General features: G+C 69.1%; 28 protein-coding genes. 9 read left to right on the top strand and 19 right to left on the bottom strand.

Going from position 1 to position 25,707, the window contains the following annotated elements; genetic code table 11:
- Both VB739_RS11310 and aqpZ read left to right on the top strand, forming a co-directional pair.
- On the top strand, positions 1-1,267 hold a 1,267-nt coding region (locus VB739_RS11310; protein ID WP_323357161.1), incomplete at its 5' end, for a UDP-N-acetylmuramoyl-L-alanyl-D-glutamate--2,6-diaminopimelate ligase.
- Positions 1,268-1,368: 101 nt separating this feature from the next.
- Positions 1,369-2,091 (top strand): aquaporin Z, encoded by a 723-nt coding sequence (gene aqpZ, locus VB739_RS11315; RefSeq protein ID WP_323357162.1) that lies wholly within the window; start codon positions 1,369-1,371, stop codon positions 2,089-2,091.
- Here the strand turns inward: aqpZ and VB739_RS11320 are convergent.
- The 12 genes from VB739_RS11320 to sppA all read right to left on the bottom strand — a co-directional run bounded on the left by VB739_RS11320 (position 2,058) and on the right by sppA (position 11,296).
- A complete protein-coding gene (locus VB739_RS11320; RefSeq protein ID WP_323357185.1) occupies positions 2,058-3,227 on the bottom strand; it encodes an aminotransferase class V-fold PLP-dependent enzyme in 1,170 nt (389 codons plus the stop codon). The genes aqpZ and VB739_RS11320 overlap by 34 nt on opposite strands.
- 91 nt (positions 3,228-3,318) lie before the next feature.
- Entirely contained in the window at positions 3,319-4,518 is a 1,200-nt protein-coding gene (locus VB739_RS11325) for an SGNH/GDSL hydrolase family protein (protein ID WP_323357163.1), read from the bottom strand.
- Between the two features lie 310 nt (positions 4,519-4,828).
- Entirely contained in the window at positions 4,829-5,017 is a 189-nt protein-coding gene (locus VB739_RS11330; RefSeq protein WP_094585404.1) for a hypothetical protein, read from the bottom strand.
- Between the two features lie 161 nt (positions 5,018-5,178).
- Entirely contained in the window at positions 5,179-6,669 is a 1,491-nt protein-coding gene (locus tag VB739_RS11335; protein ID WP_323357164.1) for an AAA family ATPase, read from the bottom strand.
- Between the two features lie 3 nt (positions 6,670-6,672).
- Positions 6,673-7,164: a DUF177 domain-containing protein gene (locus VB739_RS11340; RefSeq protein WP_323357165.1), complete on the bottom strand. Its 492-nt coding sequence runs from the start codon at positions 7,162-7,164 to the stop codon at positions 6,673-6,675.
- The gene (gene yidC, locus VB739_RS11345; RefSeq protein WP_323357166.1) at positions 7,161-8,297 is read right to left on the bottom strand and encodes a membrane protein insertase YidC; all 1,137 of its coding nucleotides are present in this window, start codon (positions 8,295-8,297) and stop codon (positions 7,161-7,163) included. The genes VB739_RS11340 and yidC overlap by 4 nt, the downstream gene beginning before the upstream one ends.
- A gap of 75 nt (positions 8,298-8,372) precedes the next feature.
- A complete protein-coding gene (locus tag VB739_RS11350) occupies positions 8,373-8,837 on the bottom strand; it encodes a PH domain-containing protein (protein ID WP_323357167.1) in 465 nt (154 codons plus the stop codon).
- Positions 8,803-9,210: a ribonuclease P protein component gene (gene rnpA / locus VB739_RS11355; RefSeq protein WP_323357168.1), complete on the bottom strand. Its 408-nt coding sequence runs from the start codon at positions 9,208-9,210 to the stop codon at positions 8,803-8,805. The genes VB739_RS11350 and rnpA overlap by 35 nt, the downstream gene beginning before the upstream one ends.
- A gap of 18 nt (positions 9,211-9,228) precedes the next feature.
- On the bottom strand, positions 9,229-9,366 hold the full coding sequence (rpmH, locus tag VB739_RS11360; RefSeq protein WP_015108935.1) for a 50S ribosomal protein L34: 138 nt from the start codon (positions 9,364-9,366) through the stop codon (positions 9,229-9,231).
- 28 nt (positions 9,367-9,394) lie between these two features.
- On the bottom strand, positions 9,395-10,006 hold the full coding sequence (locus tag VB739_RS11365; protein WP_323357169.1) for a DUF2808 domain-containing protein: 612 nt from the start codon (positions 10,004-10,006) through the stop codon (positions 9,395-9,397).
- Between the two features lie 56 nt (positions 10,007-10,062).
- Positions 10,063-10,479, bottom strand: a complete 417-nt coding sequence (aroH, locus tag VB739_RS11370; RefSeq protein ID WP_323357170.1) for a chorismate mutase — start codon at positions 10,477-10,479, stop codon at positions 10,063-10,065.
- Between the two features lie 4 nt (positions 10,480-10,483).
- The gene (gene sppA / locus VB739_RS11375; RefSeq protein WP_323357171.1) at positions 10,484-11,296 is read right to left on the bottom strand and encodes a signal peptide peptidase SppA; all 813 of its coding nucleotides are present in this window, start codon (positions 11,294-11,296) and stop codon (positions 10,484-10,486) included.
- 104 nt (positions 11,297-11,400) lie between these two features.
- Between sppA and VB739_RS11380 the strand changes: the two genes are divergently transcribed.
- The 3 genes from VB739_RS11380 (at position 11,401) to VB739_RS11390 (ending at position 15,498) form a co-directional block, all read left to right on the top strand.
- Entirely contained in the window at positions 11,401-12,363 is a 963-nt protein-coding gene (locus VB739_RS11380) for a DMT family transporter (RefSeq protein WP_323357172.1), read from the top strand.
- The gene (locus VB739_RS11385; protein WP_323357173.1) at positions 12,360-13,589 is read left to right on the top strand and encodes a glycosyltransferase; all 1,230 of its coding nucleotides are present in this window, start codon (positions 12,360-12,362) and stop codon (positions 13,587-13,589) included. Before VB739_RS11380 ends, VB739_RS11385 begins: the two co-directional genes overlap by 4 nt.
- 61 nt (positions 13,590-13,650) lie before the next feature.
- Entirely contained in the window at positions 13,651-15,498 is a 1,848-nt protein-coding gene (locus VB739_RS11390; protein WP_323357174.1) for a glycosyltransferase family 39 protein, read from the top strand.
- Here VB739_RS11390 and VB739_RS11395 read toward each other — a convergent pair.
- The 7 genes from VB739_RS11395 to hpf form a co-directional block, all read right to left on the bottom strand.
- Positions 15,495-16,922, bottom strand: coding sequence for a HAMP domain-containing sensor histidine kinase (locus tag VB739_RS11395; protein ID WP_323357175.1), 1,428 nt, complete (start codon positions 16,920-16,922; stop codon positions 15,495-15,497). The two genes, VB739_RS11390 and VB739_RS11395, sit on opposite strands and share 4 nt — an antisense overlap.
- A gap of 71 nt (positions 16,923-16,993) precedes the next feature.
- Positions 16,994-17,473, bottom strand: a complete 480-nt coding sequence (locus tag VB739_RS11400; protein WP_323357176.1) for a response regulator — start codon at positions 17,471-17,473, stop codon at positions 16,994-16,996.
- 78 nt (positions 17,474-17,551) lie between these two features.
- Complete coding sequence (locus VB739_RS11405) at positions 17,552-18,739, bottom strand: glycosyltransferase family 4 protein (protein ID WP_323357186.1); 1,188 nt, start codon at positions 18,737-18,739, stop codon at positions 17,552-17,554.
- 48 nt (positions 18,740-18,787) lie between these two features.
- Positions 18,788-20,128, bottom strand: a complete 1,341-nt coding sequence (locus VB739_RS11410) for an MFS transporter (protein WP_323357177.1) — start codon at positions 20,126-20,128, stop codon at positions 18,788-18,790.
- Positions 20,125-20,931: a DNA repair protein RecO gene (gene recO / locus VB739_RS11415; protein ID WP_323357178.1), complete on the bottom strand. Its 807-nt coding sequence runs from the start codon at positions 20,929-20,931 to the stop codon at positions 20,125-20,127. The genes VB739_RS11410 and recO overlap by 4 nt, the downstream gene beginning before the upstream one ends.
- Positions 20,924-21,601, bottom strand: a complete 678-nt coding sequence (gene deoC / locus VB739_RS11420; RefSeq protein ID WP_323357179.1) for a deoxyribose-phosphate aldolase — start codon at positions 21,599-21,601, stop codon at positions 20,924-20,926. The genes recO and deoC overlap by 8 nt, the downstream gene beginning before the upstream one ends.
- The gene (hpf, locus tag VB739_RS11425; RefSeq protein WP_323357180.1) at positions 21,591-22,178 is read right to left on the bottom strand and encodes a ribosome hibernation-promoting factor, HPF/YfiA family; all 588 of its coding nucleotides are present in this window, start codon (positions 22,176-22,178) and stop codon (positions 21,591-21,593) included. Before hpf ends, deoC begins: the two co-directional genes overlap by 11 nt.
- Positions 22,179-22,241: 63 nt before the next feature.
- On the opposite strand from hpf, the gene lipB reads away from it, so the two are divergent.
- From lipB to VB739_RS11445, 4 genes are all read left to right on the top strand, one after another.
- Positions 22,242-22,922, top strand: a complete 681-nt coding sequence (gene lipB, locus VB739_RS11430) for a lipoyl(octanoyl) transferase LipB (protein ID WP_323357181.1) — start codon at positions 22,242-22,244, stop codon at positions 22,920-22,922.
- Between the two features lie 27 nt (positions 22,923-22,949).
- The gene (locus VB739_RS11435) at positions 22,950-24,890 is read left to right on the top strand and encodes an AMP-binding protein (protein WP_323357182.1); all 1,941 of its coding nucleotides are present in this window, start codon (positions 22,950-22,952) and stop codon (positions 24,888-24,890) included.
- A gap of 47 nt (positions 24,891-24,937) precedes the next feature.
- Positions 24,938-25,381 (top strand): YlqD family protein, encoded by a 444-nt coding sequence (locus VB739_RS11440; RefSeq protein ID WP_323357183.1) that lies wholly within the window; start codon positions 24,938-24,940, stop codon positions 25,379-25,381.
- A 46-nt stretch (positions 25,382-25,427) separates the two neighbouring features.
- On the top strand, positions 25,428-25,707 hold a 280-nt coding region (locus VB739_RS11445), incomplete at its 3' end, for a biotin/lipoyl-containing protein (RefSeq protein WP_323357184.1).

The following is a 25,707-nucleotide window of genomic DNA, read 5'->3' on the forward strand; positions in this document are numbered from 1 at the left end:
GGCTCCGGGCGATCCGGTGCTGGTGGTGGAGCCGCCCCTGGCCCTCTGGGCCGGCCGGCTGGCGGCGGAGTTCTGGGGCCAGCCCAGCGGGCGCCTGGCACTGATCGGCGTCACCGGAACGAACGGCAAGACCACCACCACCTATCTGATCGAGCATCTGGCCGCCGCGGCCGGTCGGCCCTCTGCCCTGTTCGGCACCCTGCAGAACCGCTGGCCGGGTCACAGCGCCACAGCGACCCACACCACCGCCTTCGCCGATCTGCTGCAGGCCGATCTGGCCCAGGCCGTCGCGGCCGGCAGCGCCATCGCCGCCATGGAGGTGAGCTCCCACGCCCTCGACCAGCAGCGGGTGGCCGGCTGCCGCTTCGCCGGAGCGGTGTTCACCAACCTCACCCAGGACCACCTCGATTACCACCCATCAATGGAGGCCTACTTCGAGGCCAAGGCGCGGCTGTTCGCCCCGGAGCTGCTGGATGGGGGCGCCGTGGTCAACGTGGACGACCCCTGGGGGGGCCGCCTGGCCGAGCGGCTGGCTGGGGCGCGCCCCTGCTGGCGCAGCTCCCTGGAGGATCCGTCGGTGGAGCTGCACATCAGCGCTCTGGTGATGGGCGCCGATGGGGTGAGCGGCCGGCTGCACAGCCCGGCAGGGGAGGGGCCGTTCCGCTCGCCCCTGGTGGGTCGTTTCAACCTGATGAACCTGCTGCAGGCGGTGGGGGCTCTGTTGCAGCAGGGCCTGCCCCTGGCCCTGCTGCTGGAGGGTCTGGCCAGCTTCCGGGGCGTGCCAGGACGCATGGAGCGGGTGGGCGGCCCGGAGGGAGTGGCCCTGCCGGCGGTGCTGGTGGATTACGCCCACACCCCCGACGGCCTCGAGAACGCCCTGGCGGCCTGCCGGCCCTTCACCGCTGGCCGGCTGATCTGTGTGTTCGGCTGCGGCGGTGACCGCGACCGCACCAAGAGGCCCCAGATGGCGGCCATTGCCGCCCGCCTGGCCGATGCGGTGGTGGTCACCTCCGACAACCCCCGCACCGAGGACCCGCAGCGGATCCTCGATGACGTGGTGGCCGGGATCCCTGCCGGCACCGAGCTGGCGGTGGAGGGCGATCGGGCCGCCGCCATCGCCGCCGCCATCGCCGCCGCGACGCCGCAGGATCTGGTGCTGATCGCCGGCAAGGGCCATGAGGACTACCAGATCCTCGGCACCACCAAGGTGCATTTCGATGACCGGGAGCAGGCCGCCAGGGCCCTGCTGGCACGCGCCGCCAGCTGAGGCTCCTATGCCAGCTGATGAACACGATCCGTTTGGGGTGGTTCCGTTCGGGTGTAACTTCCCGATGTAACTCCCCGGTGTATATGGCCGCTTCTATTCCCATGCCGAAGAAGTTCCTGGCGGAACTGATCGGTACCTTCTGGCTGGTGCTGGGCGGTTGCGGCAGCGCCGTGCTGGCGGCCGTGTTCCCCTACGACAACGCCGCCGCCAACCCCCTGGGCCTGGGCTTCCTGGGCGTTTCGCTCGCCTTCGGCCTCACCCTGCTCACAGCCGTCTATGCCATCGGCCATATCTCCGGTTGCCACATCAACCCGGCGGTCAGCTTCGGCCTCTGGGCCGGGGGCAAGTTTCCGGGCTCCGGTCTGCTGCCCTACATCGTCGCGCAGGTGCTCGGTGGCGTGATCGCCGGCGGGGTGATCCTGCTGGTGGCCGGCGGCCGCCCCGGCTTCGAGCTGGCCGGCAGCAACCCCCTGGCGACCAATGGCTTCGGTGCCCACTCCCCTGGCGGTTACGGCTTGCTTTCCGCCCTGGTGATCGAGGTGATCCTCACCTTCATCTTCCTGCTGGTGATCCTGGGGGCCACCCACAAGCAGGAGCTCAGCGCCATCGCCGGTGCCCCCATCGGCCTTTCCCTCACCCTGATCCACCTGGTCAGCATTCCGGTCACTAACACCTCGGTCAACCCGGCCCGCAGCACCGGCGTGGCGCTGTGGGTGGGCGGTGAGGCCATCGGTCAGCTTTGGCTCTTCTGGGTGGCCCCGATCGTGGGTGCCCTGCTGGCGGGCTGGTTCTACAAGGCCTTCTTCGCCAGCGAGGAAAGCTGATCCAGCAGCCTCTCCACCTCGTCAGCGGTGCTGACCAGGTGGGTACAGGCCCGCAGGCAGCGGGGGGATTCCAGGGTTCGCAACCAGGTGCCCCGATCCCCCAGCTGCTTCACAATGGCGGCCGGATCCAGGGCTTGGCCCCTGGGATCGGCCATGATGAGGCTCACCAGCCCCGCCGGCGGGGGCACCGCCAACAGGGTGCGGACTCCGGGACTCTGCTGCAACCCTTCCCAAAGCTGGTGGCTGCGCTGCCTGATCGCCGCCAGCCGCGCGTCGGCATCACCTTCGGCCTCCAGCAGCTGCAGTGATTGATTCAGCCCCGCGAACAGGGGTGTGCACGAGGTGGCCACCTCGAAGCGGCGGGCGTCGCGGTGGTACCCGCCGGCACCGGGCCCGTCGTGCTCCAGGGTGCGCCAGCCGATGACCGTGGGGCTGCTCGCCTCCAGCAGTCGCTCTGAGAGCGCCACTGCACCGAGCCCTTCCGGGCCGCAGCACCACTTGTGGCCTGTGCAGGCATAGATGTCGGCGGCGGCCGCCGCCTCTGCCACCGGCAGGCTCCCCAGCGACTGGGCCGCATCCACCAGCAACCAGGGGTGGCGGGAGTGGCCGGCCAGCTGGGCCGCCACCGCCGCGATCGGCATCGTCTGGCCGGTGTTCCAGAGCAGGTGGGAGAGCACCACCAGCCGGGTGCGAGGGCTGAGGGCCGCCTCCAGCCGCTCGTTCACCGCTGTTGCCGTGGGGTCCCCGTCACCGGTGAGATCGGCCACCGCCAGGGTGGTGATCCGCAGCTGGTGGCGCCGGGCCAGTTCTTGGAGGGCGGCCACCACGCCGTAGTGCTCGGCGTCGCTGATCAGCAGTTCGTCGCCTGCCTCCCAGGGCAGGCCCCAGAGGGGCAGCACGCACCCTGAGGTGACGTTTTCGGTGAAGGCCACCCGCGCGGCGTCGACGCCGAACCAGGTCGCCAGCCGCTGGCGCAGCCCTGACACGGTGCGATTCACGTAGGGCCACACGGCATCGCTGAAGGGGCCCAGCTCCTGGATGGTGGCGAAGGCTTCGCTGATGGCCGCCAGCGATGGGGAAGGCAAGGGGCCCTGGCCGCCGTAGTTGAAGTACGTCTTGTTGGCCAGGGCGGGCATCAGATCCCGCAGGGGGACGGGGAGCTCGGCAGGCAAGGGGGGCGGTGCTGGCGTTGGGGAAGCATGGCAGCGGATACCCCGAGCCAGGCTTTTAAACGTTCGTGGAACCGAGACTGGCGGTTCGCCCTGTTTGTTCTGTCCCTTGAACCCCACCGACCTGGGATGACGCCTGGCGGTTGATGCGTTTTCTCAGTTTGCGGCTGTAGCCGAAGGCCACACCCACTCCGGCGAGGGGCAGGGGGGCTGGGACCCTTGCCACCACGTCGCGATAGAGAGCCTGGCCGACGTTCTGATACAGGGCGGTGGTGGGATGGAGCTCATCCCAGAAGATGCGGCGGCTGGCAACCTCTGGATCCGTCAGGCAGGCCAGGTCCCGGATGCAGGGGGTCAGATCATCATCCAGTCCATAGGCCTTCGGATCGGCATAGATCCTGTTGGTTAACGTGTAGAAATCAAAAATCTTCAGGTCGGCATCTTCAAGGGCCGGTCTGATGCTGTGGAGGGCGCCCTCCAGAGAGGCATTGAAGACGTTCGAAAAGAGTGTGAGCGTTTGTGATGGTGACTGATCCGGGGGGCCTGCAGCCGGCAGGCGCCCAAGATCCGTGGAATTGAAGACCAGGATGTTGCGGGCGCCATGCTGATACAGATCAACAACGGATGAGACGATGTTGGTCACGGCGTTGGCGATAATCTGTTGGAACACCTGCGTGGCCGGCGTCGGCGGCGGGGTGGAGATCGCCGGGGGGCCTGGCGGCTGGGTGGCGTCGAAACTGCCCACCAGCTGCCCCGTGGTCTGGGTGTAGAGCACGTCGTTGGGGAACAGCTCGATGACAAACAGGGACGTGGCAGGGTTGAACGTCGGGGCTGAAGTTTTAAAGGCCTCGCGTTGCCATGCATGGCCCAGATTCTCGAAGTAACCGGCAAGCACAGGGCCAAGAACCGGTGATACGCCGTTGTTGTTCCCTACACCGGTTGAGGCTCCGCCGATCGCGTAGTTCGTGCCGCCGGCCAGGGAGGGCCGGAACGGCGCCAAGGGGGTGCTGAGACTGTAAAAAGGGTCGCTACGGTTGAAGCGATTCCAGAGATATTCCACGGACGTGGGCCCATTGCTGAAGCGTCCATCGGCATAGGGTGGAGGTGGAAAACTGATCGTTCCATTGGATTCCATGGTGGTTCTCAGTCCCCCGTTGCCACCGTCTAGGACGCTGTCTCCGAAGACGAAAAGATTGTCGAGAATCGACAGTCGCGCCTCGGAGGGTAACGGAGCGAAGATGGTGGAACAGGCGGCCACTAGACCCATCCATGTCTTCACTCGAGCCATGGTCGTCGCAAGGAAACCGCGTGGAAACCCTACCTCAGGTCAAGCCTGGTACAAAATCTGAAGATCACGTGGTCATAGAAAACTTAGGTGCACGCACTTCGGGGCTTCTGTCTGGCATCTTCTGCGCTGCAGTCTTGGCGCATTTATGCATCCCGGCATGGGCTTTTGTCCAGCTGCCTGGTGTCAGGTGGTCGTCACTGCTTCGGCAGCGAGGTCAGAGTTCTGGCGGCTGGCTCTGCCCACCGTTGGCGGTGGGTGGCAGCGGTGACCCGGCCTGGCTTCAGTTGCTGGAGATCACCTGGCCCACCACCACGGCGGCCACGGCCGAGAACAGGGTGATGCCGAGGGCCGTGAGGGGGCTCTGGCCCTGGGCCACCGCCAGGGTGGTGATCACACCGGCTCCGAGGCTGGCCACGGCAAGCTGGGAGGTGAGTTCGCTGCCGGAGCGGGGGCTGGGGCTCGGGGTCACGGCGGCTTTGATCAGGGTGATTCGCCAGACGCTACGGGCGATGCATCGTGCGTCACCGGCGCTGAGGTCAAGCTGTTACCAGGCGTGGTTGTTCTTCATGAAGCCGTTACATCGGGCCCCATCGATGCAATGAAAGTCTTCCACTTTTGTGCCTATTCGCCTCAGAAAGGCCGCCCGGCCCCGGAAGCAGGCCGGGCGCGGCCGCTGCTGGCCCAGCTGCGGAGGGACTCGAGTTGTTCCCGGGCCGTGCGCGAGAGGGGCACCACCTGGCTGGCGGCGGCGATCAGGTCGGCCTCCCCCAGCTCCCGCCCATCGCCGAAGGCCAGGTGCATGGCCTCGATCACGGTCTGCTCCAGTTCGGCGCCGGAGAAGTCGGTGGTGCGGTCCACCAGCACCTCCAGCGGGATCGTGTGCTCCGGCCGCCGCCGCCGCAGCTGCAGATCCAGGATCGCCCGGCGTTCCTCGGCGTCGGGCAGTTCCAGCAGGAAGATCTCGTCGAAGCGGCCCTTGCGCAGCAGTTCCGCCGGCAGCCGTTCCACCGCATTGGCGGTGGCCACCACGAACACGGCGCTGCTCTTCTCCGCCATCCAGGTGAGCAGGCTGGCCAGCACCCGCTGGCTGGTGCCGCCGTCGCTGCGGCCGTCGCCACCGCCGAAGCCTTTGTCGATCTCATCGATCCAGAGCACGCAGGGGGCCATCGCCTCGGCCCGCTGGATCATCTCCCGGGTGCGCGCCTCGCTGGCCCCCACCAGGCCTGCGAACAGGCGCCCCACATCGAGCCGCAGCAGCGGCATCGCCCAGCTGTGGGCAATCGCCTTGGCGGTGAGCGACTTTCCCGTGCCCTGGGGCCCGATCAGCAGCACCCCCCGGGGCAGGGGTAGCCCGTAGCGCTGGGCCTCCTCGCTGAAGGCGCGGTGGCGTTGCTCCAGCCAGTGCTTGAGGGTCTCCAGGCCGCCGATGTCGGCGGGGGTGGCTTCGGTGGGGCAGTACTCCAGCAGTTCGCTGCGGGCGATGGCCTGGCGCTTCTCCTCCAGCACCTCGCTCAGGTCTTCGATCCCCAGCTGTCCCCGCTGGGCCAGGGCCCGGGCCGCCAGCTGGCGCACCCTCTGCTCGCTCAGCCCGTGGCAGGCGGCCGTGAGCTGCTCCAGCACCTCTGGGGCCAGCGGCTGGCCGCTGGCCTCGGCGATCGCCCGCAGCAACCGGCCGATCTCGCGGGCCTCCGGCAGGGGCAGCTCCAGCAGGGTGACGCTGTCTTCCAGTTCCCGCGGCATCTGCCATTCAGGGGCGCTGATCACCAGGGTGTGGGGCACCTGCCGCAGGCTCACGGCCAGGTTGCGCAGCCGCCGGCAGACGCCGGGATCATCGGCATAGCGGTGGAAGTCCTTGAGCAGCAGAATCGCCCCCTGCTCGGCGGGAAGCCCGTCCAGGCCGCCGAGGGCCGCCATCGGCTGACGCACGGCCTGCCCCTGCAGGTTGGGGGCGCCGGCCAAGCCGCCGATGAAGTCCCAGCGCAGCAGGGTGCGCCCCCCCAGGCGCTCGGCGGCCCGCTCCAGCAGCCCCTCCACCCGCTCCTCCTCCAGGCTGCGGATCCAGAGGATCGGCGTGCGGGAGCGGATCAGAAGATCCAGCTGATCGGCCAGGCCGTGGACCATGGCTCAGCGCAGGGAGCGAAGGGCCGCCCAGCGGGGATCACCCTCCCCTTCGCCGCTGGCGTCGCCTGTGGGCCTTGGCGGGCCGGGACAGTCGGCTCCGCAGCGGTTCACCAGGGGCAGTTGCAGGCTGAGCTGTTCGAACAGCCAGCGCTCCGGATCGAAGCTGCTGCCGGGATCAAGGCATTCCACAGGGTCCTCGGCCGCGAACACCACCTCCTCCTCCTCTGGACCCGCCACCGCGATCTCCAGCAGCTCCCGGGCCTTGGCCGTCAGGGCGTGGTTGTAGGTCTGCAGGCAACGGTCGCAGCAGAGCGTGATGATCGTTTCGGCCGAGCCCTCCAGCTCGAGCACGGTGCCGTGATGGATGGCCCGCATCTGGCCCCGCACCGGGGTGAGGCTGGCCAGCCCGGCGATGGGCTGGTCGATCGGCCAGTGGCGGCCCTCGCCCAGCAACCGCAACTCCTGCAGGGGCAGCGGCTGCAGCCGGGGAGTCATTTCTTGGCCTTGGGCTCGAAGGGCAAGCGGCCGCCGCCACCTGCGCCGGCCGTGGCCGTGGCCGGCTGTTGAGCGAGTTGCTTGTCGAGGATCGCCTGCAGGTTGTCGGGCAGGGCCTCCCGGGTCAGCAGGAAGGTCTGGACACCCTGGAACACGTTGGCCACCACCATGTAGAGCAGCACCCCGGCGGGAAGCGGGAAGAACAGGAACATTGCCGTGATCATCACGGGCGTGATCTTGTTGGCCGTGGCCTGCTGGGGGTTGGCGGGCATGCCCATGCCTGAGAGCAGCTGGGAGGCGAACAGGGACGCGCCGAAGGCTCCCACCAGGATGGCGATGTCCCAGTTGATCGCCCCATCGGTATAGAAACCCACCTGGCCGAGGGCCTTGATGAACAGGAAGCCGCTGCGGGCCGCCAGGCCTGGGATGCGCGCCTCCACAGTGGCGTCGCCGGGGGCCAGGGCCGTGATTTTGCCCTGGTCATCCACCTGCACCACGCCCTCGCCCTTGGTCACCACCCAGCTGGGGATGAAGCTGTCGCCGTGCTCCACGGTTCCCAGCAGGGAGGCAAAGCTGGTGCCGTCCTTGCCGTGCAGCTCCACCTTGGTGCTGTCACCGACGCCGAGCTTGGTGCCCCCGTCGAGGCTGGCGATCACCGGCACGTGGTCGGTTTCGCTGATGAAGATGGAGTGGCTGGCGCTGTTGAAGGGCTTGGTTTCCACCGCCGCGATCTCCTCGGCCGGCAGCACCTTGAGGTTGATCGGGTAGGGGACATCGGCGAACGGCGATCCCCGCAGGGTGGCGAACAGGGCGAAGAGGATCGGCATCTGCACCAGCAGGGGCAGACAGCCCGACAGGGGGCTGCCGAACTCCTTCATCAGGCCGCCCAGCTCCTCCTGCTGTTTCTGGGGGTTGTTGGCGTACTTGGCCTTGATCTCCGCCTGGCGCTGCTGCATCACCGGCTGGGCGATGCGCATGCGCCGGGCGCTGCGGATCGAGCCGGCGCTCAACGGGAACAGGGCCAGGCGGATGACCACGGTGAGGGCCACGATCGCGAGCCCATAGCTGGGGACCAATCCGTAGAAGAAGTCAAGGATCGGGAGCAGCAGGTTGTCGGAGATGTAGCCGATCACGGCAGGGGTGCGCTGGGGTGGGGACTCTCGGCTGCCAGTGTGCCCGACCGGGGAGACCGGATGGGGGTCAGGTGCTCAGGCGCTTTCACGGGCCGGGGGGGCGAAGCCGGCCGCACCGGTGGCACCGGGCGTGCGGGGGGCGGCTTTGCTGCGGCTGTCGCGACGCTCTTCGATGTAGGTCTCGAGCTCACGGAAGCGTGGTACCGCACGCATTTCGAGCTTGGCGCCATCGTTGAGCACCAGCACCATGTCGCCCCAGGCGCCGAAGCCCCGTGGGACCGAGCGCACCTCGCGGATCTGGCTGTAGACCACCTGGGTGCGATCACGGCCGAGCCAGCCGCCACTGACGCTGATGCGCCGGCTGGTGATGCGGAACCGCAGCCACAGGGCCCGCACGATGGCACCAACGGCAAAAGGGATGCCGATCAGCGTCAGGCCGAACAGCAGGTTGATGACCAGGTCGCCCTTGGCGGGGCCTCCCTCATAAAAGACCGTTTCATTGATCTCAAGTTTGTTCTCCACCCTGTCCTCCGGGGTCAAGGAGCAATCCTGCCTGGCGCAGCAGATGGGTGCATTCTCCCAGGAGCTGGACCTCGCCGCGCTCCAGGCAGCCGGGCTTGAGCGTGATCAGCAACCAGAGGGGACTGGCCGGTGTCGGCGGGTGGCGGAGCAGTTGGTCGTGGAACAGGCGCCTGAGGCGGTTACGGCGTACCGCGAGCTTGCTGACCTTGCTGCTGACCACGATGCCGCAGCGCCAAGGGCTAGGGCGTGGAGGTGTACCGGGGGGGAGCAGGGACGGGTCCGCGGCAAGAATGCGCAGAACCAGGGCTGGGCCCTGGAACCGGCGACCCTGGCGGTAGAGGCGATCAAAAACCCGTCGGCCCCGGAGCCGGTGTTGCTGTGGCAGGGCCATGGCCCCTCACGGTCAGCCTCAGACCGCCAGGCGGGCCCGACCCCGGCGACGGCGCGTGCGGATCACGCGACGACCGGTGTGGGTGCGCATCCGCACCCGGAACCCAGAAACCCGCTTGCGCTTGCGGCTTGTCCCTTCGAGTGTGCGCTTCGTCATGCTGCTGTCTGCTCAGTGGGTCACCCTATCAGTTGGTGTTGCTTGGCACGATCTGGATCAGCCAGCTGCCCAGGTAGCCGGAGACGGGGATGTCGCCGGGGGCCTGAGCCAGCGCGTTGAACTGATACATGCCGGCGTTGAACGGGTTGAACACGTTCATGTAAACACCGATGGTGTCCTTGTCAGAGACAGGCGTTTCAGGAAAAATGTCGATGGATCTGCCGTTCTCCGACACTTCGATCGTCGCGGGGATAGTTTCCAGACAGCGGGTTCTCTTCAGCATCCCCCCTTCACTCATCCTGCAGAGCTTGACCTGCTTGGGATCGATCTTGGTGTCGAAGTGGCTGGGAACGCTGATGCTCAACTTCAGAATCGCCGTCTTGCGGTCCTTCGGCCGCAGCATCAGGTAGTACTCCGCCCGCTGCATGCGGGTGGTGTCTGTGGAGAAGAAGTAAAGCTTGCGATAATCCTTGTTGTTTTCCCAGCGGAATTCCATCAGCCCTGGCGTGCCCTGGGCGAGAGCCGGAGCGGTGCCGACAGGGGAGAGGACGGTGGCGGTGGCGACCGCCAGGGCTCCGAGGGCCGCGGTACCCAGACGGCCGATCAGGCCCGTGGACCGCTCTGGCGGAAAGGAGGGCATGGCTTGGAAGAATGTCATGTTGAAAGTCTCAACACGCCCATGCGCCTGTCGCGCCTTCAGTGGTCGGCGGGGGAGCTGGCTGCGGTCGCAGGTTGGCCGGGCTCGGCCCGATCGGGCCTCAGCCGGGCCGCCTCCCGCAGGTAGGGATGGACCACCGCCCGGCCGGCCTCCATCCAGGCGTGGGCCAGCAGCCGGATGCAGCGGGGCAGGTCCCCGGCCACCGCCATCTGTTGGCAGTCCAGCAGGGCCACCTGGCCCCAGTCGGAACGCCTTCTGGCGATCGCGGCCGGGAAGCAGGCGTCCAGGTCGGCGGTGACGGAGAACGTCACCGAGAGCACCCGATCCCCCGCCAGATCGTTGCGTTGCAGCAACTCCTCGATCAGTTCCGCCACGGCCTCCGCAATCGCTTCGCCGCTGTTGGCGCTGGCGGTGGTGGCTCCCCGCAGCGCCCTGAGCTCGAGACCAGGCTTCATGACGTCAGGGGCGATGGAGCCAGAGGGGTTGGCCGTTCCAGGCCAGCTCCAGGCTCAGGGACTGGGACAACTGCTGCAGCAGTGTGGCGCCCGGCAGCAGGCCGAGCAGCTTCCTGGGCGGTTTGCCGAAGCTGACGGTGCGGGTTTTCTCCGGATCCAGCCCCGCCAGCTCCGCCGCCAGCAGGCGTGCACTCTCCTCGTCCCCCAGGACGTCCACCAGGCCAAGGGGCAGGGCCTGGGCGCCACTGAAGACCCGGCCGTCGGCGAAGACACGCACCGCCGCCTCCTCCAGGCCACGCCCTGCGGCGACCGCAGCGACAAATTGGTTGTAGCTGGAATCGATCAGCTCCTGCAGCAGCTGGCGTTCCGCTTCGGAAAGGCCGCGGTCGGGCGAAAGGATGTCCTTGTAGAGGCCGCTCTTGACGGTTTCGAAGCGGATGCCGATCCGTTTCAGCAGCCGTGAGAGGTCATTGCCCCGCAGGATCACGCCGATCGATCCGGTGATGGTGCCGGGGTTGGCGACGATCTTCTCCGCCGCCACCCCCACGTAGACCCCGCCGGAGGCGGAGATGTTGCCGAAGCTGGCCACCACCCGGCAGCCCTTCTCCCGCAGACGCAGCAGGGCCGCATGGATCTCCTGGCTATCGCCCACGGTGCCGCCGGGGCTGTCGATGCGCAGCAGCAGCGCGGGGCACTCCCGTTCCTGCACCTGCTCAATGGCCTTCAGCACCCGGACCCGGGTGCCCCCGGCGATCGGCCCTTCGATGGCGATGCGCGCCAGGGTTCGTCGGGACTTGCGGCGCCAGGGCCAGGGCATTGTGGAGATGCGCGGTGGCTGGATCTTAAAAAGAAGGCCTGGAGAGGCCTGCTCCCGCGCCGGCCACCCCTCCACCTCCACCGACGCCCCAGGTCGCACACCCCATGCCCCGGACCCTGCGCTGGGTGTTGATGCTTCTGCCCTTCGCCCTGTGGGGCACAGCGATGGCGGCGATGAAGCCGTTGCTGGTGGGGGCGTCCCCGGCGATGCTGGCCAGCCTGCGGCTGCTGCCCGCCGGGCTGGTGCTGCTGCTGGCGGCCCGCCTGCTGGGGCGTTCCTGGCGCATCGATCCCGTGGATTGGCCCTGGCTGCTGCTGTTCGCCGCCGTCGACGGCAGCCTGTTCCAGGGGTTGCTGGCCCGGGGACTGGGCCAGACCGGGGCGGGCCTCGGCTCGGTGCTGATCGATTCCCAGCCCCTGCTGGTGGCCCTGCTGGCCCGTACCTTGTTCGGCGAAGCGATCAATCCGGTGGGCTGGCTGGGCCTGTTGATCGGCCTGCTCGGCATCCTCTGCCTGGGACTGCCGGGGGAGGTGCTGCGCCACTGGTGGCTGCAGGGCCCCCCGGCCCTTCAGGGGCAGGCCTGGAGCCATGGCGAGGCCTGGATGCTGGCGGCGGCGGCGGCGATGGCGGTGGGAACGGTTCTCTGCCGCTATGCCACGCGGCGCAGCGACCCTGTCGCCATCACCGGCTGGCACATGCTGTTCGGCGGCATGCCCCTGCTGCTGGTGGCCGGCGGCGAATCCCTGCTGCGGCCTGAGGCTGTCACCTTCTGGCCCCACTGGAGCCTTGGCCAGTGGGGCCTGATGGCCTACGCGGCCCTGTTGGGCAGTGCCCTGGCCTACGGCCTGTTTTTCTGGTTCGCCAGCAGCGGCGATCTCACCGGCTTCACCGCCCTCACCTTCCTGACTCCGGTGTTCGCGGTGCTCTGCGGCGTGCTGCTGCTTGAGGAACGGCTGGGTCCCCTGCAGTGGCTGGGTGCCGTGCTCGCCTTGATCTCGGTGCTGCTGATCAACCAGCGCGGTCGGCTCTGGCAGGTGAGCGGGCGGACGGAGCCCGTGCCGCCATGACGCGCACGATTCTCTTCGTGCACCAGAACTTCCCCGGCCAGTACCGCCACCTGGTGCCGGCCCTGCAGCGCCGCGGCGATCGGGTGGTCGCCATCGGTGGCCCCACCAGCCGTCCCCTGCCTGGCGTTCCGCTGCACCGCTACGATGCGCTGCCGGCCGGTGGAGTGCCCCCCTGCCACCCCTGGGCAGCTGATTTCCAGACCAAGGTGCTGCGGGCCGAGGCGGTGGCCCGTTGTCTGGAGACCCTGCTGCAGGAAGGCCTGCGGCCCGATCTGGTCATCGGCCATCCCGGCTGGGGCGAGCTGCTGGTGGTCAAGGATCTGTTGCCGGACGTCCCGGTCCTGCACCAGGTGGAGTTCATCTACCAGCTGCAGGGGGCAGACGTGGGGTTCGACCCGGAGTTCGCTGATGCCGACTGGCGGCTGCGGGCCCGGCTGCGCCTGCGGCGGGCTCCACAGCTGCTGGCCCTCCAGGATCTGGACTGGGGGCTGGCCCCCACCCCCTGGCAGGCCAGCACCGTGCCGGTCCCGTTCCGCCAGCGACTGAGCGTGATCCATGAAGGCATCGACACCGCCGCGATCGCCCCGCAGGGGTCCGCCCAGTTGCAGCTGCAGCGTGCCGGTGTGAGCTTCGCTCCCGGTGACGAACTGGTGAGCTTCGTGGCCCGGAATCTGGAGCCCTACCGCGGCTTCCACACCTTCATGCGCATGCTCCCCCTGCTGCAGCGGTTGCGGCCCAAGGCCCAGGTGGTGATCGTGGGCGGCGATGGGGTGAGCTACGGCGCCGCGCCCCCCGGCGGCGGCAGCTGGAAGGAGGCGATGCTGCGGGAGCTGGGCGATGCCCTCGATCGGCGCCGCGTCCATTTCGTCGGCCGCGTGCCGCACCCGGTGCTGCATGAGCTGTTCCGGGTCACGGCCTGCCACGTGTATCTCACCGTTCCCTTCGTGCTCAGCTGGAGCCTGCTGGAGGCGATGAGCTGCGGCGCCCTGGTGATCGGCTCGGCCACGGCACCGGTGCAGGACGTGATCACGGATGGCCACAACGGCCTGCTGGTGGATTTCTTCGACCACCGGGCCCTGGCCGAGCGGCTGGCGGCGGTGCTGGCCGAGGCCTCGTCCCACGACGGGCTGCGGCGGGAAGCCAGGCGGACGGTGGTGGAGCGCTTTGATCTGACCCGCGTGTGCCTGCCCCGGCAGCTCGAACTTGTGGACCGGCTGATGGCCTGACGGTCGACACAGGAGCGGAAGGCTGGGGAGCGATAGGTTCCCTCCGATTCGCCCCGCCGGTTTGCCAGCCCTGCCCCGCCCCCAGCGCCGTCGGTTGCTGTTGATCACCGTGCTGCTGGGCTTGGTGCTCTACGGCTGGCAACTGGGCACCACGGGCCTGGTGGATGAAACGCCGCCCCTGTTCGCGGCATCGGCGCGGGCCATGGCGGAAACGGGCGACTGGCTCATCCCCCGGGTCAACGGCCTGCCCCGCTACGACAAGCCGCCGCTGGTGTACTGGCTGATGGGGCTCGTCTACGCCCTGCCCGGCCAGGAGCAGTGGAATCCCCTGGGCACCTGGGCCGCCCGCTTTCCCTCCGCCCTGGCTGCCATCGGCGTGATGCTGGCCCTGGCCGACACCCTGCTGCGTTGGCCCCAGCCACCCTTCGCCAGCCGGGGGCCGGGTGCGGTGAGCCTGCGCCCGGCCCTGACCGCCCTCACCGCCGCCCTGGCCTTCGGCCTCTCCCCCCTGGCCCTGGCCTGGGGCCGCACGGCCGTGAGCGATTCCCTGTTCAGTGGCCTGGTGGCCCTGGCGCTGTTGCTCTGCTGGCAGACCTATGCCGACCCGGCGCGGCGCTGGTGGCTGTCGTGGCCCGTCCTGGGGCTGGCCGTGCTGACCAAGGGACCGGTGGCGGTGGTGTTGCTGGCGATCACCCTGCTGCTGTTCGGCTGGCTGCAGGCCGACATCGGTGGGCTCTGGCGGCGGCTGCGGCCCCTGCGGGGCCTGGCGCTCACCGCCCTGGTGTCCCTGCCCTGGTATCTCCTGGCACTCCACAGCGAAGGCCGCCCCTTCTGGGACAGCTTCTTCGGCTACCACAACCTGCAGCGCTTCACCGAGGTGGTGAACCGCCACCTGCAGCCATGGTGGTTTTTCCTGCCGGTGATGCTGGTTGCCAGCCTGCCGGTGTCTCCGCTGCTCCTGGTGGGACTGGCCCGGGCCATCGGCCCGCTGCGCCGCTCCTGGTATCCCACCCTGCCGCAGCCCCCCGCCGCCTCGTTGGCCCGCTTCGCCGCCTGCTGGCTCCTGGCGGTGCTGCTGTTCTTCACCGCCGCCGCCACCAAGCTGCCGAGCTACTGGTTGCCCGCCATCCCCGCCGCCGCCTTGTTAGTGGCCCTGGCGGCCCAGACGGCCTGGACCGGCGGTGGCGGCCGCCCCTGGGAGCGCTGGGCCTGGGGCCTGAGCCTGCTGCTGGTGGCGGGCCTGGGGGTGGTGTTCCTGCTGGCCCGCCTGTGGGTGCCCCTGATCAACGATCCTGAGATGCCCACCCTGGCGGCGGAGCTCGACGGCAGCCCGCTGGTGCCCCTGGTGGCCGCCTGCTGGCTGCTGGCGGCCCTGCTGGGCTGGCTCTGCCGCCGCCGCCGCCCCCCCCTGCGGCTGCTGGCCCTGCAACTGCCGCTGGTGCTGTTCGTTCCCACGGCCCTGCTGCCCCTGTGGAGCGTGGGCGATCGCCTAAGGGGCGAGCCCGTGCGCCGCATGGCGGCGGCCCTGCAGCGGGAGGGCCGCCCCGGCGAGCCCGTGGCGATGGTGGGCGTCCTCAAACCTTCGCTGCACTACTACGGGCGGCGGGTGGTGATCTACGAGGGCATCGGTGTGGAGGGGCCCATCAACCTGGCGGACCGGCTGCGCCGGGAACGCCGCGTGGGCCAACGGCCCAGCACCCCGGACGCCCAGCCCACGGTTCTGGTGGTGATCGACCAGACCACCGCCCGCGCTCCCTTCTGGCGCCACCTTGGGGCCAGCGAGATCGCCAGTGCCGGGGTGTATCGGCTCTGGCGCCTCGACCGCCGCCGCCTTGAAGCGTCGGTGGCGAACCTGCGGCGCAACGGCTTCGCTCCTGATTGGCAGGCGCCCCGGCCGGAGCGTTACTAGGCCGCCGGCAGGTGGATGTGGAAGCGGCTCCCGACCGCGATCTCGCTTTCGACGTCGATCGATCCCCCCATCGCCTCCACCAGCAGCTTCACCACCGAAAGACCCAGGCCCGAGCCGCGCTCGTGCTCGATGGCATTGCGGCCGCGGTGGAAGCGATCGAACACCTTGGGGATGTCCTCAGGGGCGATGCCGATGCCCTGGTCCTTGACGCTGATGCACAGCGTCCCCGCGCCCTGGGACAGGTCGAGGCTGATCGGTCGGCCCGGAGGGGAATACTTGTCGGCGTTCTCGATCAGATTGAGCAGCACCTGCTGCAGGCGATCGGTTTCCGCCACGGCCTTGATCGGTCCCTCGGCGGCCTCCTTGGGCAGGGTGAGCAGCAGGGGGCGTGAGAGCTGGCTGCGGGCGAGGTCGCAGGCGGTGGTGAGCACTTCATCCACCGCCACCGGCGCCAGCACCATCTGCAGCTGGCCGGATTCGCTGCGGGACAGATCGAGCAGGTCGTTGAGCATGCGGGTGATGCGGTGCGTCTCGGCCTCGGTGGTGGCCAGGGCACGCATCTGCTCCGGATCCAGGTTCTGGCCGCGGCGCTGCAGGCGGCGCAGATAGCCACCGATGATCATCAGCGGATTGCGCAGCTCGTGCGAGACAAGCCCCACGAAGTGCCGCTGCTGGCTCCAGGCCAGCGCCAGCCGGTCGAGGAGGTCATTGAAGGACCCTGCCAGCTCTGCCACCTCCAGGGGGGCCCGCTCCAGCTTGAGGTGGCTGGTGGCGAGGCTTTCTGACGTCACACCAGCCGCCATCAGATGGAGATCCCGCAGGGGCTGGAGGAGGCGTCGCGTCAGGATCGAGATCGCCACCAGGGTGAGGACCAGGCACAGGATCCAGACCCCGAGCAGCCCCAGCAGCATGGTGTGCAGAGCGGTGATGTTGGGGCTGATGTCCTCGGCCACCCACAGCCGGCTGCCGTCGGCGGAGCGATGCAAGGGATGGCTGAGGTAGCTGTTGCCCTCAAGGTCCTTCACCAGCCGGTAGTCCGTCCCGATCAACAGCGGCGTGATGCGGGGCCCGGGCCAGGGGCCCTTGGGTGCCGCCATGGACTGCTCGACGAGCCCCGAAAAGGGAGTGGTCTGTGGGGAGCTGGGCCTTGGCAGCACCAGGGAACCGTCGCTGTGCTGCACCCAGAAGAAGCGCTCCCTGGCGCTGAGGCGATCCAGTTCCTGGCGCAGTTGACTGGCTGTTCCGGGGGATGGGTCGCTGCTGCTCTGATCGAGCGAGAGCGTGAGGGAGCCCGCCGTCAGCCGTTGCCCCGCCTGTTGCTGGCGCAGCAGGCACTGCTGATTGATGAGCAGGGTGAAAGCGGAAGCGGCGGTGTAGCCGAGGAACACCGACGTGAAGGCCGCCAGCCTGAGCTGGCCGAGCAAGCTGCCGAACAGGCGTTGCCGCCAGCCATGGGGAGGCGTCCCAGCCTGGGGGGGGATGGGTGGCTGGGTTATCACAGGGGGCTGTTCTCGCTCCTCTTGGGCAAGAGCCGCTCCAGCAGGTCGGGCAGCCGGTCGAGAAGTTCGTGCTTCAGCACGTAGTCGTCGGCGCCGGCCTCCAGCGCCTGGCGACGCCGTTCGGGATCGTTCAGGGAGGTGAAGATCACCACCGGTACGGTGAAACCGTGGGCGCGCAGATCACGCAGGCATTCGATGCCGTCGCAGTCGGGCATCTGCACGTCGAGGATGACGAGATCGATCCCCCCTTCCCCCAGCACCTTCTGGAGGCCCAGGCCATTGGTAAGGGTGCGGACGTCGCAGCCGGCGTCCGCCAGCTCTTCCGCCACCATGGTCCGGATGTGGGGGTCGTCGTCGACGATCGAGACGGTGGGCCGTTCCGACCTGGGCCGTTCAGGGCAGGTCATGACCTGTGTGGCGGTGGGGACGATCGCCCGCTGTGCCGAACGTCCCTGAAGGGAGAGGGGTGAGTTCATGGAGGCTGGAACCGTGCTTCATCTTGGCGTGATCCGAGTCAATCGGCAGGGATGAAATGTGGCTGAGAAAAATGGGAATCATGCCGCCACCGGTTGGGGACAGAGTTCCTGGTAAAGCTTCTCCAGAGCGTCAATGTTGCCGGTCAGGGTGTAGCGCTCCAGGACTCTGTGCCGGGCTCGCCGTCCCAGTTCCGCCGTCAGGACTGGTTGGTCCCGCAACACCGGGAGCAGGGTGCGCAGCTGGGTGGTGACGCCCTGGGTGCTGATCACGATGCCCGCACCGCCCTCCAGCACCTCCCCATCGGCACCGGCATCGGTGGCCACGCAGGCGGTGCCGCAGGCCATGGCCTCCAGCAGGGCCAGGGAGAGCCCCTCCACGAGCGAGGGCAGCAGGAACACTTCGGCGAGCTGCAGCAGGGCCACCCGCCGGGCCCGGCTGGCCTCGTAGCCCCACCAGATGACGTCGGCTTCCGTTCCGCTCTGCAGGGAGGAGCGCAGGGGGCCGTCCCCCACGATCACGAGCACGCAGCCCTGGGGGCGCACCAGCCGCCAGGCCTTCAGCAGGGCCTCGACGTTCTTTTCCGTGGCCACCCGGCCCATGTAGAGGAACACGCGTCGGCCCCCCACCTTGAGGCGCAGCTGGGCCAGTTCGGGTTCGCTGCCCTGGGCTGCTGGCGCCCAGGTGTCGGTGTCCACGCCATTGGGAATCACCGCCAGCCGCTCCCGACGCACCCCCAGGCGCACCAGCACCTCGGCCTGAAGTTCGGAGAACACGATCACCCGATCGAACTTCGCCAGGGAGGGCGCGTAGAGCTGGTAGGTCAGTTGCTGGGTGCCTGCGGTGAGGTTGCGCAGCCCGGCGTCGAAGGGGGGATGGAAGGTGGCCACCAACGGCAGCCCCAGCTGCTGACAGAGGTCGGGCAGCCGGAAATCGAGGGGGGAGAGGGTGAGGCTGGCGTGCACCAGATCGGGCCGCTGTCGCTCCAGGGACTCGCGCAACTCCCTCTGGGCGCCAGGGGAGGGGATCGTGTACACCTGCGACTTCACCAGGTAAGGCAGGGCCACCTCGGGGTTCTCATCCGGCCGCCCGAGCACGCTGAGCTCACCGGCCCCCGCTTCCGGCCGGCCCAGGGAGGGGGAGGGGGTGTCGAAGTGGATGAAGCTCACCGAGTGGCCGCGTTGCCGCAGAGCTTCGGTGGTGCTCAGGCCGTAGGTGACGTTGCCGCAGAACGGGGATTTCTTGCCCAACCAGGCAATGTGCATCACCTGTATGGCATCACGCAACAGCAGAATTTAGCAGCGCCTTGCGAGCCATCAACTGCTGCGCCAGGGGCGTTCACTCAGGGCGGCGATGGCCGCGATGGCGGCCAGCCCCCACAGCACCGGCAGCAGCCCATAGCGGCTGACCACGGTGCCCGCCAGCACCAGGGGCAGGCTGAGGGCGATGTTGATCAGGTTGTTCTGGAGGCCGAACACCCGACCCCGCTGGTTTTCCGGAGTGTCTTCCTGGATCGTGGTCTGGGCGGGGATCGCCAGCAGGGCCGCGCCCACCCCCAGCAGGCCGCAGAGCAGCAGGGTGAACACCAGGTTGCCGCGCAGCTGGCCCAGCAGCACCAGGCACCAGGCGATGGTTCCCAGTCCTGCGCTGGCCAGGCCACGCCGGCTGAAACGTTCACCCAGCTGGGCCATTGCCAGGGCCCCCACGGCCAACCCCAGCCCGCTCATGGCCAGCAGCACCCCGAAGCGGGTGGGACCGAGACCGCCGATCGCGGCCGCCAGGCTGATCGCCAGCACGTAGAGGGCCGCGAGCAGGCTGTAGAGCAGCACCAGCTGGAGCATGGCGCTGCGCACCTTGGGTCGCTCCCGCAGCACCTGCACCCCTTCGCCGATCTCCTCCCAGACGGAGATGGAGCGGGGTTCCCGCGGCGGTTCAGAGATCTCGATGCCGGCGATGGCCACGGCCGCGGCGCCATAGCAGAGCGGCAACAGCACGAATTCGCCGCCGGGGATGCCCACCTGGGCCAGCAGGGTGCGCAGCAGGCGCAGGATCGGATCACCGAGGGCGAAACCGACGATGGTGGCGGCCATGCTGGTGGCCTGGTACACCGAATTGGCGGCGAGCAGCTGGGGATAGCCCACCAGCAGGGGGATGGCCGCCTGCTCGGCCGGCGCGAAGAACTGGGTGAGCACCGACTCAAAGAACGTCATGACCACCAGGGCCCAGTAGCCCCAGCTGAGCCCCAGCCACATCGGCCCCGGCAGCAGGCACAGGGGGGCCAGCATCACCAGAGCCGCACGCAGGCCGTTGGAGGCCACCATCACGGTGCGCTTCGGCCAGCGGTCGGCCCAGACGCCCGCCACCGTCCCCAGCAGCATCGCCGGCACGGTGTTGGCCACGTAGATGCCGGTGGCCAGCAGGGTGATCATCTGGGCCCGGGTCTCGAAGCTCATCCGGAAAGCCGCGGCCGCCTCGGCGAGGGCCGCGTTGCTCTGTGGTGTGTCCGTCACCCAGTACTGGGCGATCAGGAACACCATCAGCACGATGTAGAACTTGTCCGCCAGCTGGGAAAACACCTGGCCGATCCAAAGCCGCCGGAACCCCGGCAGGGCCAGGACTCCGGCCAGTCCACGCTCGGTCTTGCCGCTCGGGCTCATGCTGGCTCGGACGGTTGGGAGGGCATGGGGTCGCAGGCGGTCCGCAGCAGTCTGAAGGCTCGGGGTCTCTGACCGAGATGCTCCCCGCACCAGGACTCCACCAGATCCAGCAGGTGCAGCCACACCACCTCCGGCCCCATCAGCTGGCCGTCGCGGCGACGGGGCGGAGCGGGTCGCGTCAGCCGCTGCAGCAGGGCCAGCTCGGAGGGGTTGAGCATCACCCGGGCCCCCGGTATGGCGCCGATCGCCAGCCCCTCGCTGGGTAGAAGGCTGCAGCGCCAGGCCCAGTCGCCGATCGGCGGCAGCAGGGGGGCGCCGCTGCGGACGCAGTGCTGCAGGGGCAGGGCGAAGCCCCCCAGGGCGAGCAGGTGGACGCTCCCCTGCACGGCCACCGCCAGGGCCTCCACCCGCTCAGCGCGGTCCGTCACCACCGCCTCCAGGCGCCCGAGCTGGAGCAGCAGATCGGCGAGCACGCCCGGGGCGGGAGCATCGGCGGGAACGAGTTTCAGGCACAGCTCGGCCAGGGCCTGGGCGGCGGCCAGGGTCTCCAGCCGCTGGGCCAGGCCGCTGTAATTGCGCAGCATCCGCAGCTGGCGCACCCGCCGCAGACCACTGCCGCCCCCCACCTGAAGAAACAGGTGGGCCAGGGGCACCGCCGCCGCCAGGCTGCTCTTCGGCCGGCGTGCCCCCGGCACCGCCAGCCGGGTGAGGCCTTCGGCCTCGCTGAGCAGGGTGAGCAGCCGGTCGTGTTCCCCCAGGGGGCGACAGGTGAGTGCCAGGCCCTCAAGGTGGCCTTCAGGCACCGGCGCGCAGGTTCTGCATCAGGCTCACGCCCCGGCTCGTGCCCAACCGGCTGGCACCGGCCGCCACCAGGGCGAGCGCCTGCTCCAGATCGGCAATGCCGCCGGAGGCCTTCACCGCGGCGCGGCCCCTGGCCAGGGCCACCAGCTGGCCCACCTGGTCGGTCGTCACCGGGGGGCCGAAACCGCTGCCTGTCTTGAGGTAACGCACGCCGGCATCGATGCTGATCTCCACCAGCAGGGCCAGGGCCTCGGGGTCGAGGCGGCCCACCTCCAGGATCACCTTCACCGGCAGGCCCAGGTCGGTGATGGCCGCCAGGTCGTCGAGCACGGCGGTGCCATCACCATCGGCGAGGGCGCCGAAATCCGGCACCACGTCCAGTTCGTCAGCACCGGCGGCGGCGGCCCACTCCGCCTCCGCCCGTTTGATCGCCGCGGGGATGGCCCCAAAGGGGAACCCCACCACAGCGATCAGTTTCACGGCTCCATCGACCGGCAGCCGTTCGCGGGCCAGAGGCAACCAGCGCGAGGCCAGGCACACGCCGGCGAAGCCGAAGTGGCGGGCCTCATCGCAGCAGCGCAGGATCGCCTCCTGGCCCCGGTGCGGGTCCAGAAGGGCATGGTCGATCAGGGGGGCGAGATCGGGACGTTCCGCTTGCCGCTCAGGTGTCACGGGCCTGGATGACGCCGAATCCACCGTGGTTGCGTCGGTAGACCACCTGGATCTGGCCCGTGCCCGCATCGCGGAACATGTAGAAGTCATGGTCGATCAGATCCAGCTGGTGCAAGGCCTCCTCCAGCTCCATCGCCGGCATGGCGAAGTACTTGCGGCGCACGCCGCGGTGGGGCACGGCGGGCTCGAGACCATCGGTGAGCGTGTCCCCGGGGTTGGGCAGCGTGGCGGCTCCGGCCTCCTCGGCCGCGGCCGAGCGGTGCACCGGTCCCTGGGTGCGCTCCTGCAGACGGTCCTTGTAACGGGTCAGCTGGCGGCTCAGCTTGGTGGCCACCATGTCGATGCTGGCGTAGAGGTTCTCGCTGCGTTCCTGGGCCCGGATCACCACGCCGTTGGCGAAAACGGTGACCTCGGCCGTCTGCTGCGGAACCCTGGGGTTACGGGCCACCGACAGATGCACGTCGGCTTCCTTGACGATGCCATCGAAGTGGCTGATGGCGCGGTTGAGCTTGGTTTCGGTGTACTCCCTGATCGCTGGTGTGACGTCGAGGTTGCGGCCGTGGATCAGCAGTTTCATGCGGGTGCTCGTCTCCAGAGGAATTCTGGCTCTGGGACGCCCCCAGGCTAGGAACGCAGGTGCATGGCCCCCAACACTCCCGCAATTCTTTTTGAAGCCCAGGGCCCGGTGCCGTTCCCGCTGGCCTGGGACTGGCAGCGCCGTCTGCAGCGCCGCCGGCTCGACGACCCCTCCGCCCCCGACGCCCTGCTGCTGCTGCAGCACACCCCCTGCTACACCCTGGGCCGGGGGGCGAGCCTGTCCCACCTCGGTTTCGACCCCGTTCACCCGCCCCTGCCCCTCTACCGCATCGATCGGGGCGGGGAAGTCACCCACCACGGGCCCGGCCAGCTGGTGCTCTATCCGGTGCTCGACCTCCAGCGCCACGGCGGTGACCTGCACCTTTATCTGAGGGCGCTTGAGGACGTGGTGCTGGCCGTGCTGCAGGAGCTGGGGCTGGAGGGGGAGCGCATCGAGGGCCTCACCGGGGTGTGGCTCGAGGGCCGCAAGCTGGCGGCGATCGGGGTGGGGGCCCGGCGCTGGATCAGCCAGCACGGCCTGGCCCTGAACGTGAACGGCTCCCTGGAAGGCTTCGGCGCCATCGTTCCCTGTGGTCTGGCCGACCGGCCGGTGGGACGGCTGGCGGACTGGCGGCCCAGCCTCACCCCGGAGCAGGTGGCGCCGCTGCTGCTGGCGGCCTTCGCCCGCCGCTTCGGCCTGACCCTGCGGCCCCCCGACCCGGAGGAAGGACTGGGAGAATCCTGACCATCCGTTGCGCTGCGCCGGCTGCCCATGAACGCCAGAGCCGAGATCCACTGGAGCGGCAGCGACCAGGACCGCCGCGCCCTTGCCAGCCGCCGCGACTGGAGCCAGCTCATGGGGCTGGAAGGTCTCTGGCCTGAGCTGGAGCGCCTCTATGGCTCCGAGGTGGCGCTGGATGCCCCCCATGGCCGCCATCCGGAAACACTGCGATTCGACGAGCTGCGCCAGGCGATCGATCGGGCCGCGGCGGCCTTCGCCGATCTGGGGGTCGCCAGCGGCGACGTGGTGGCTCTGTTTGCCGAAAACGGTCCCCGCTGGCTCGTGGCCGACCAGGGACTGATGCGGGCCGGAGCGGCCGATGCCGTGCGTGGCAGCGCGGCGCCGGCCGAGGAGCTGAGGTACATCCTCGAGGACGCCGGCGCCGTGGGCCTGGTGCTGGAGTCGGCCGCCCTGCTGGAGCGGCTGGCCCTCGATGGCCCGGCCCTGGAGCAGCTGCGCTTCGTGGTGCTGCTGGAGGGGGAGGCCCCCACCACGGCGGTGGCCCTGCCTTGCCTCACCTGGGCGGCCTTCCTGGCCCGTGGTGCCTCCAGGCCCTTGCCGCCCTCCCCCACCGGGGGACCCGAGCGGCTGGCCACCCTGCTGTACACCTCAGGCACCACGGGCCAGCCCAAGGGGGTGCCCCTCAGCCACGCCAACCTGCTGCACCAGCTGCGCACCCTCGGGGTGGCGGTGTCGCCGAGCCCGGGGGATCACGTGCTTTCGGTGCTGCCGATCTGGCATGCCTACGAGCGCACGGCCGAATACTTCCTGCTGAGCTGCGGCTGCCGCCAGACCTACACCACCCTCAAGCAACTGCGTACCGACCTGCAGAAGGTGCGTCCCCAGTACCTGATCAGCGTGCCGCGGCTGTGGGAGGCCCTGCTCTCCGGCTTCGAAGACGCCCTGGCGGCCATGCCGGCCTCCCGCCAGCGTCTGCTGCGCAAGGCCCTGGCCGCCAGCCGGTCCTTCCACCGGCGCAAGCGGGTGGCCCTCAACCTCACTCTGACGCAGGAATCTCCTGCCACCCGGCTGGTGGCCGCGGCGGGTGCCCTGCTGATCTGGCCGCTGCAGGCCACGGCCGGGGCCCTGCTCTGGCCGAAGGTGCGCGGCCAGCTGGTGGGGGGGCGGCTGCGCACCGCCATCAGCGGCGGCGGGGCCCTGGCCATCCACGTCGACGGCTTCTTCGAGGCCGTCGGCATCGAGCTGCTGGTGGGCTACGGACTCACCGAGACCAGCCCGGTGCTCGCCTGCCGCAGGCCCTGGAGCAACCGCCGCGGCAGCGCCGGGCTGCCGCTGCCGGACACCGGCCTGAAGGTGGTGGACCCCGCCACCAGGGACCTGCTGCCGGTGGGGGAGCGGGGGCTGGTGCTGGCGAAAGGTCCCCAGGTGATGGCGGGCTACCACAACAAGCCCGAGGCCACGGCCAAGGTGCTGGATGGGGAGGGCTGGTTCGACACCGGCGATCTGGGTCTGCTGCTGGCCGATGGAACCCTGGTGCTCACCGGCCGCGCCAAGGACACGATTGTGCTCAGCAGCGGCGAGAACATCGAGCCCGGCCCCCTGGAGGAGGCCCTGGTGGCCTCGCCGCTGGTGGAGCAGGTGATGCTGGTGGGCCAGGATCGCAAACAGCTTGGTGCCCTGGTGGTGCCGAAGGCGGAGACCCTGGAAGCGTTTGCCGCCGAGGCGAACCTGCCGTACCCGGGTGCCGATCCGGCCCTGCTGCGGGCCCTCGCTCGGGAGTGCAATCGTCTGCTGGCGGCCCGTCCCGGGTCACGCCCGGACGAGCGCCTCGGCGGCGTGACGCTGGTGGAGCCCTTCAGCATCGACAACGGCCTGCTCACCCAGACCCTGAAGCAACGACGGGATCGCATCGCCGATCGGGACCGGGCCGCGATCGCGGCGCTCTATGGGGAGAGCGGGTCCCATGGTTGACCGGATCGCCCGTGGCCTGACAGCCTGAGCCCTGCACCTCCAGTCCCATGGCCGACGGCAACAGCCTGAACATCAAGCGATCGATCACGGTGCGAGCCGTGGTGACGCCGCGCTGGAAGGAAGATGCCGAGCGGGAGCTCAGCACGGCCCTCACCAACTTCGACCAGCAGCTGGCCCAGCTGGAGCAGGAGGGGCAGCGGCTGATCGACGAGATCCGTCGCCAGAGCGCCAACCCCCTCGATCCCCGGGTGCAGGAGCAGGTGGGCTCGGTGCAGCAGCAGGTGGCGGCCAAGCGGGCCGAGTTTGAGGAGCAGAAGCGCCAGGTGCTCGAACAGCAGCGCCAGGTGCGCGAACTCGAGATGGAGCAGGTGGTGGAGCAGGGGCAGATCGAGAGCTTCTGCGATGTCCAGGTGGGCGACAACCTGGTGCAGAAGCTGCAGGTGGCTGTGCTGGTGCGGGACGGCGTGATTGAGGCGATCGAGGGGGGCTGATCCTTCCGCCGCCTAAAATCCCCCCCATCACAGAGGCAGTCCCCCGTTGGCCACCCACGAAATCTTCATGCCGGCCCTCAGCTCCACCATGACGGAGGGCAAGATCGTGGAGTGGCTCAAGAAGCCCGGTGAACGCGTCGAGCGGGGCGAGTCGGTGCTCGTGGTCGAGTCCGACAAGGCGGACATGGACGTGGAGGCTTTCCAGGAGGGTTTTCTGGCGGCTGTGCTGATGGAAGCGGGCAGCACCGCACCAGTGGGTGAAACGATCGGTCTGATCGTGGAAACCGAAGCGGAGATCGCGGCGGCCAAGGCGGCGGCCCCCGCAC

This window comes from Cyanobium gracile UHCC 0281 (assembly GCF_034931305.1).
In the GTDB taxonomy this organism is placed as follows: Bacteria; Cyanobacteriota; Cyanobacteriia; order PCC-6307; family Cyanobiaceae; genus Cyanobium; species Cyanobium gracile_A.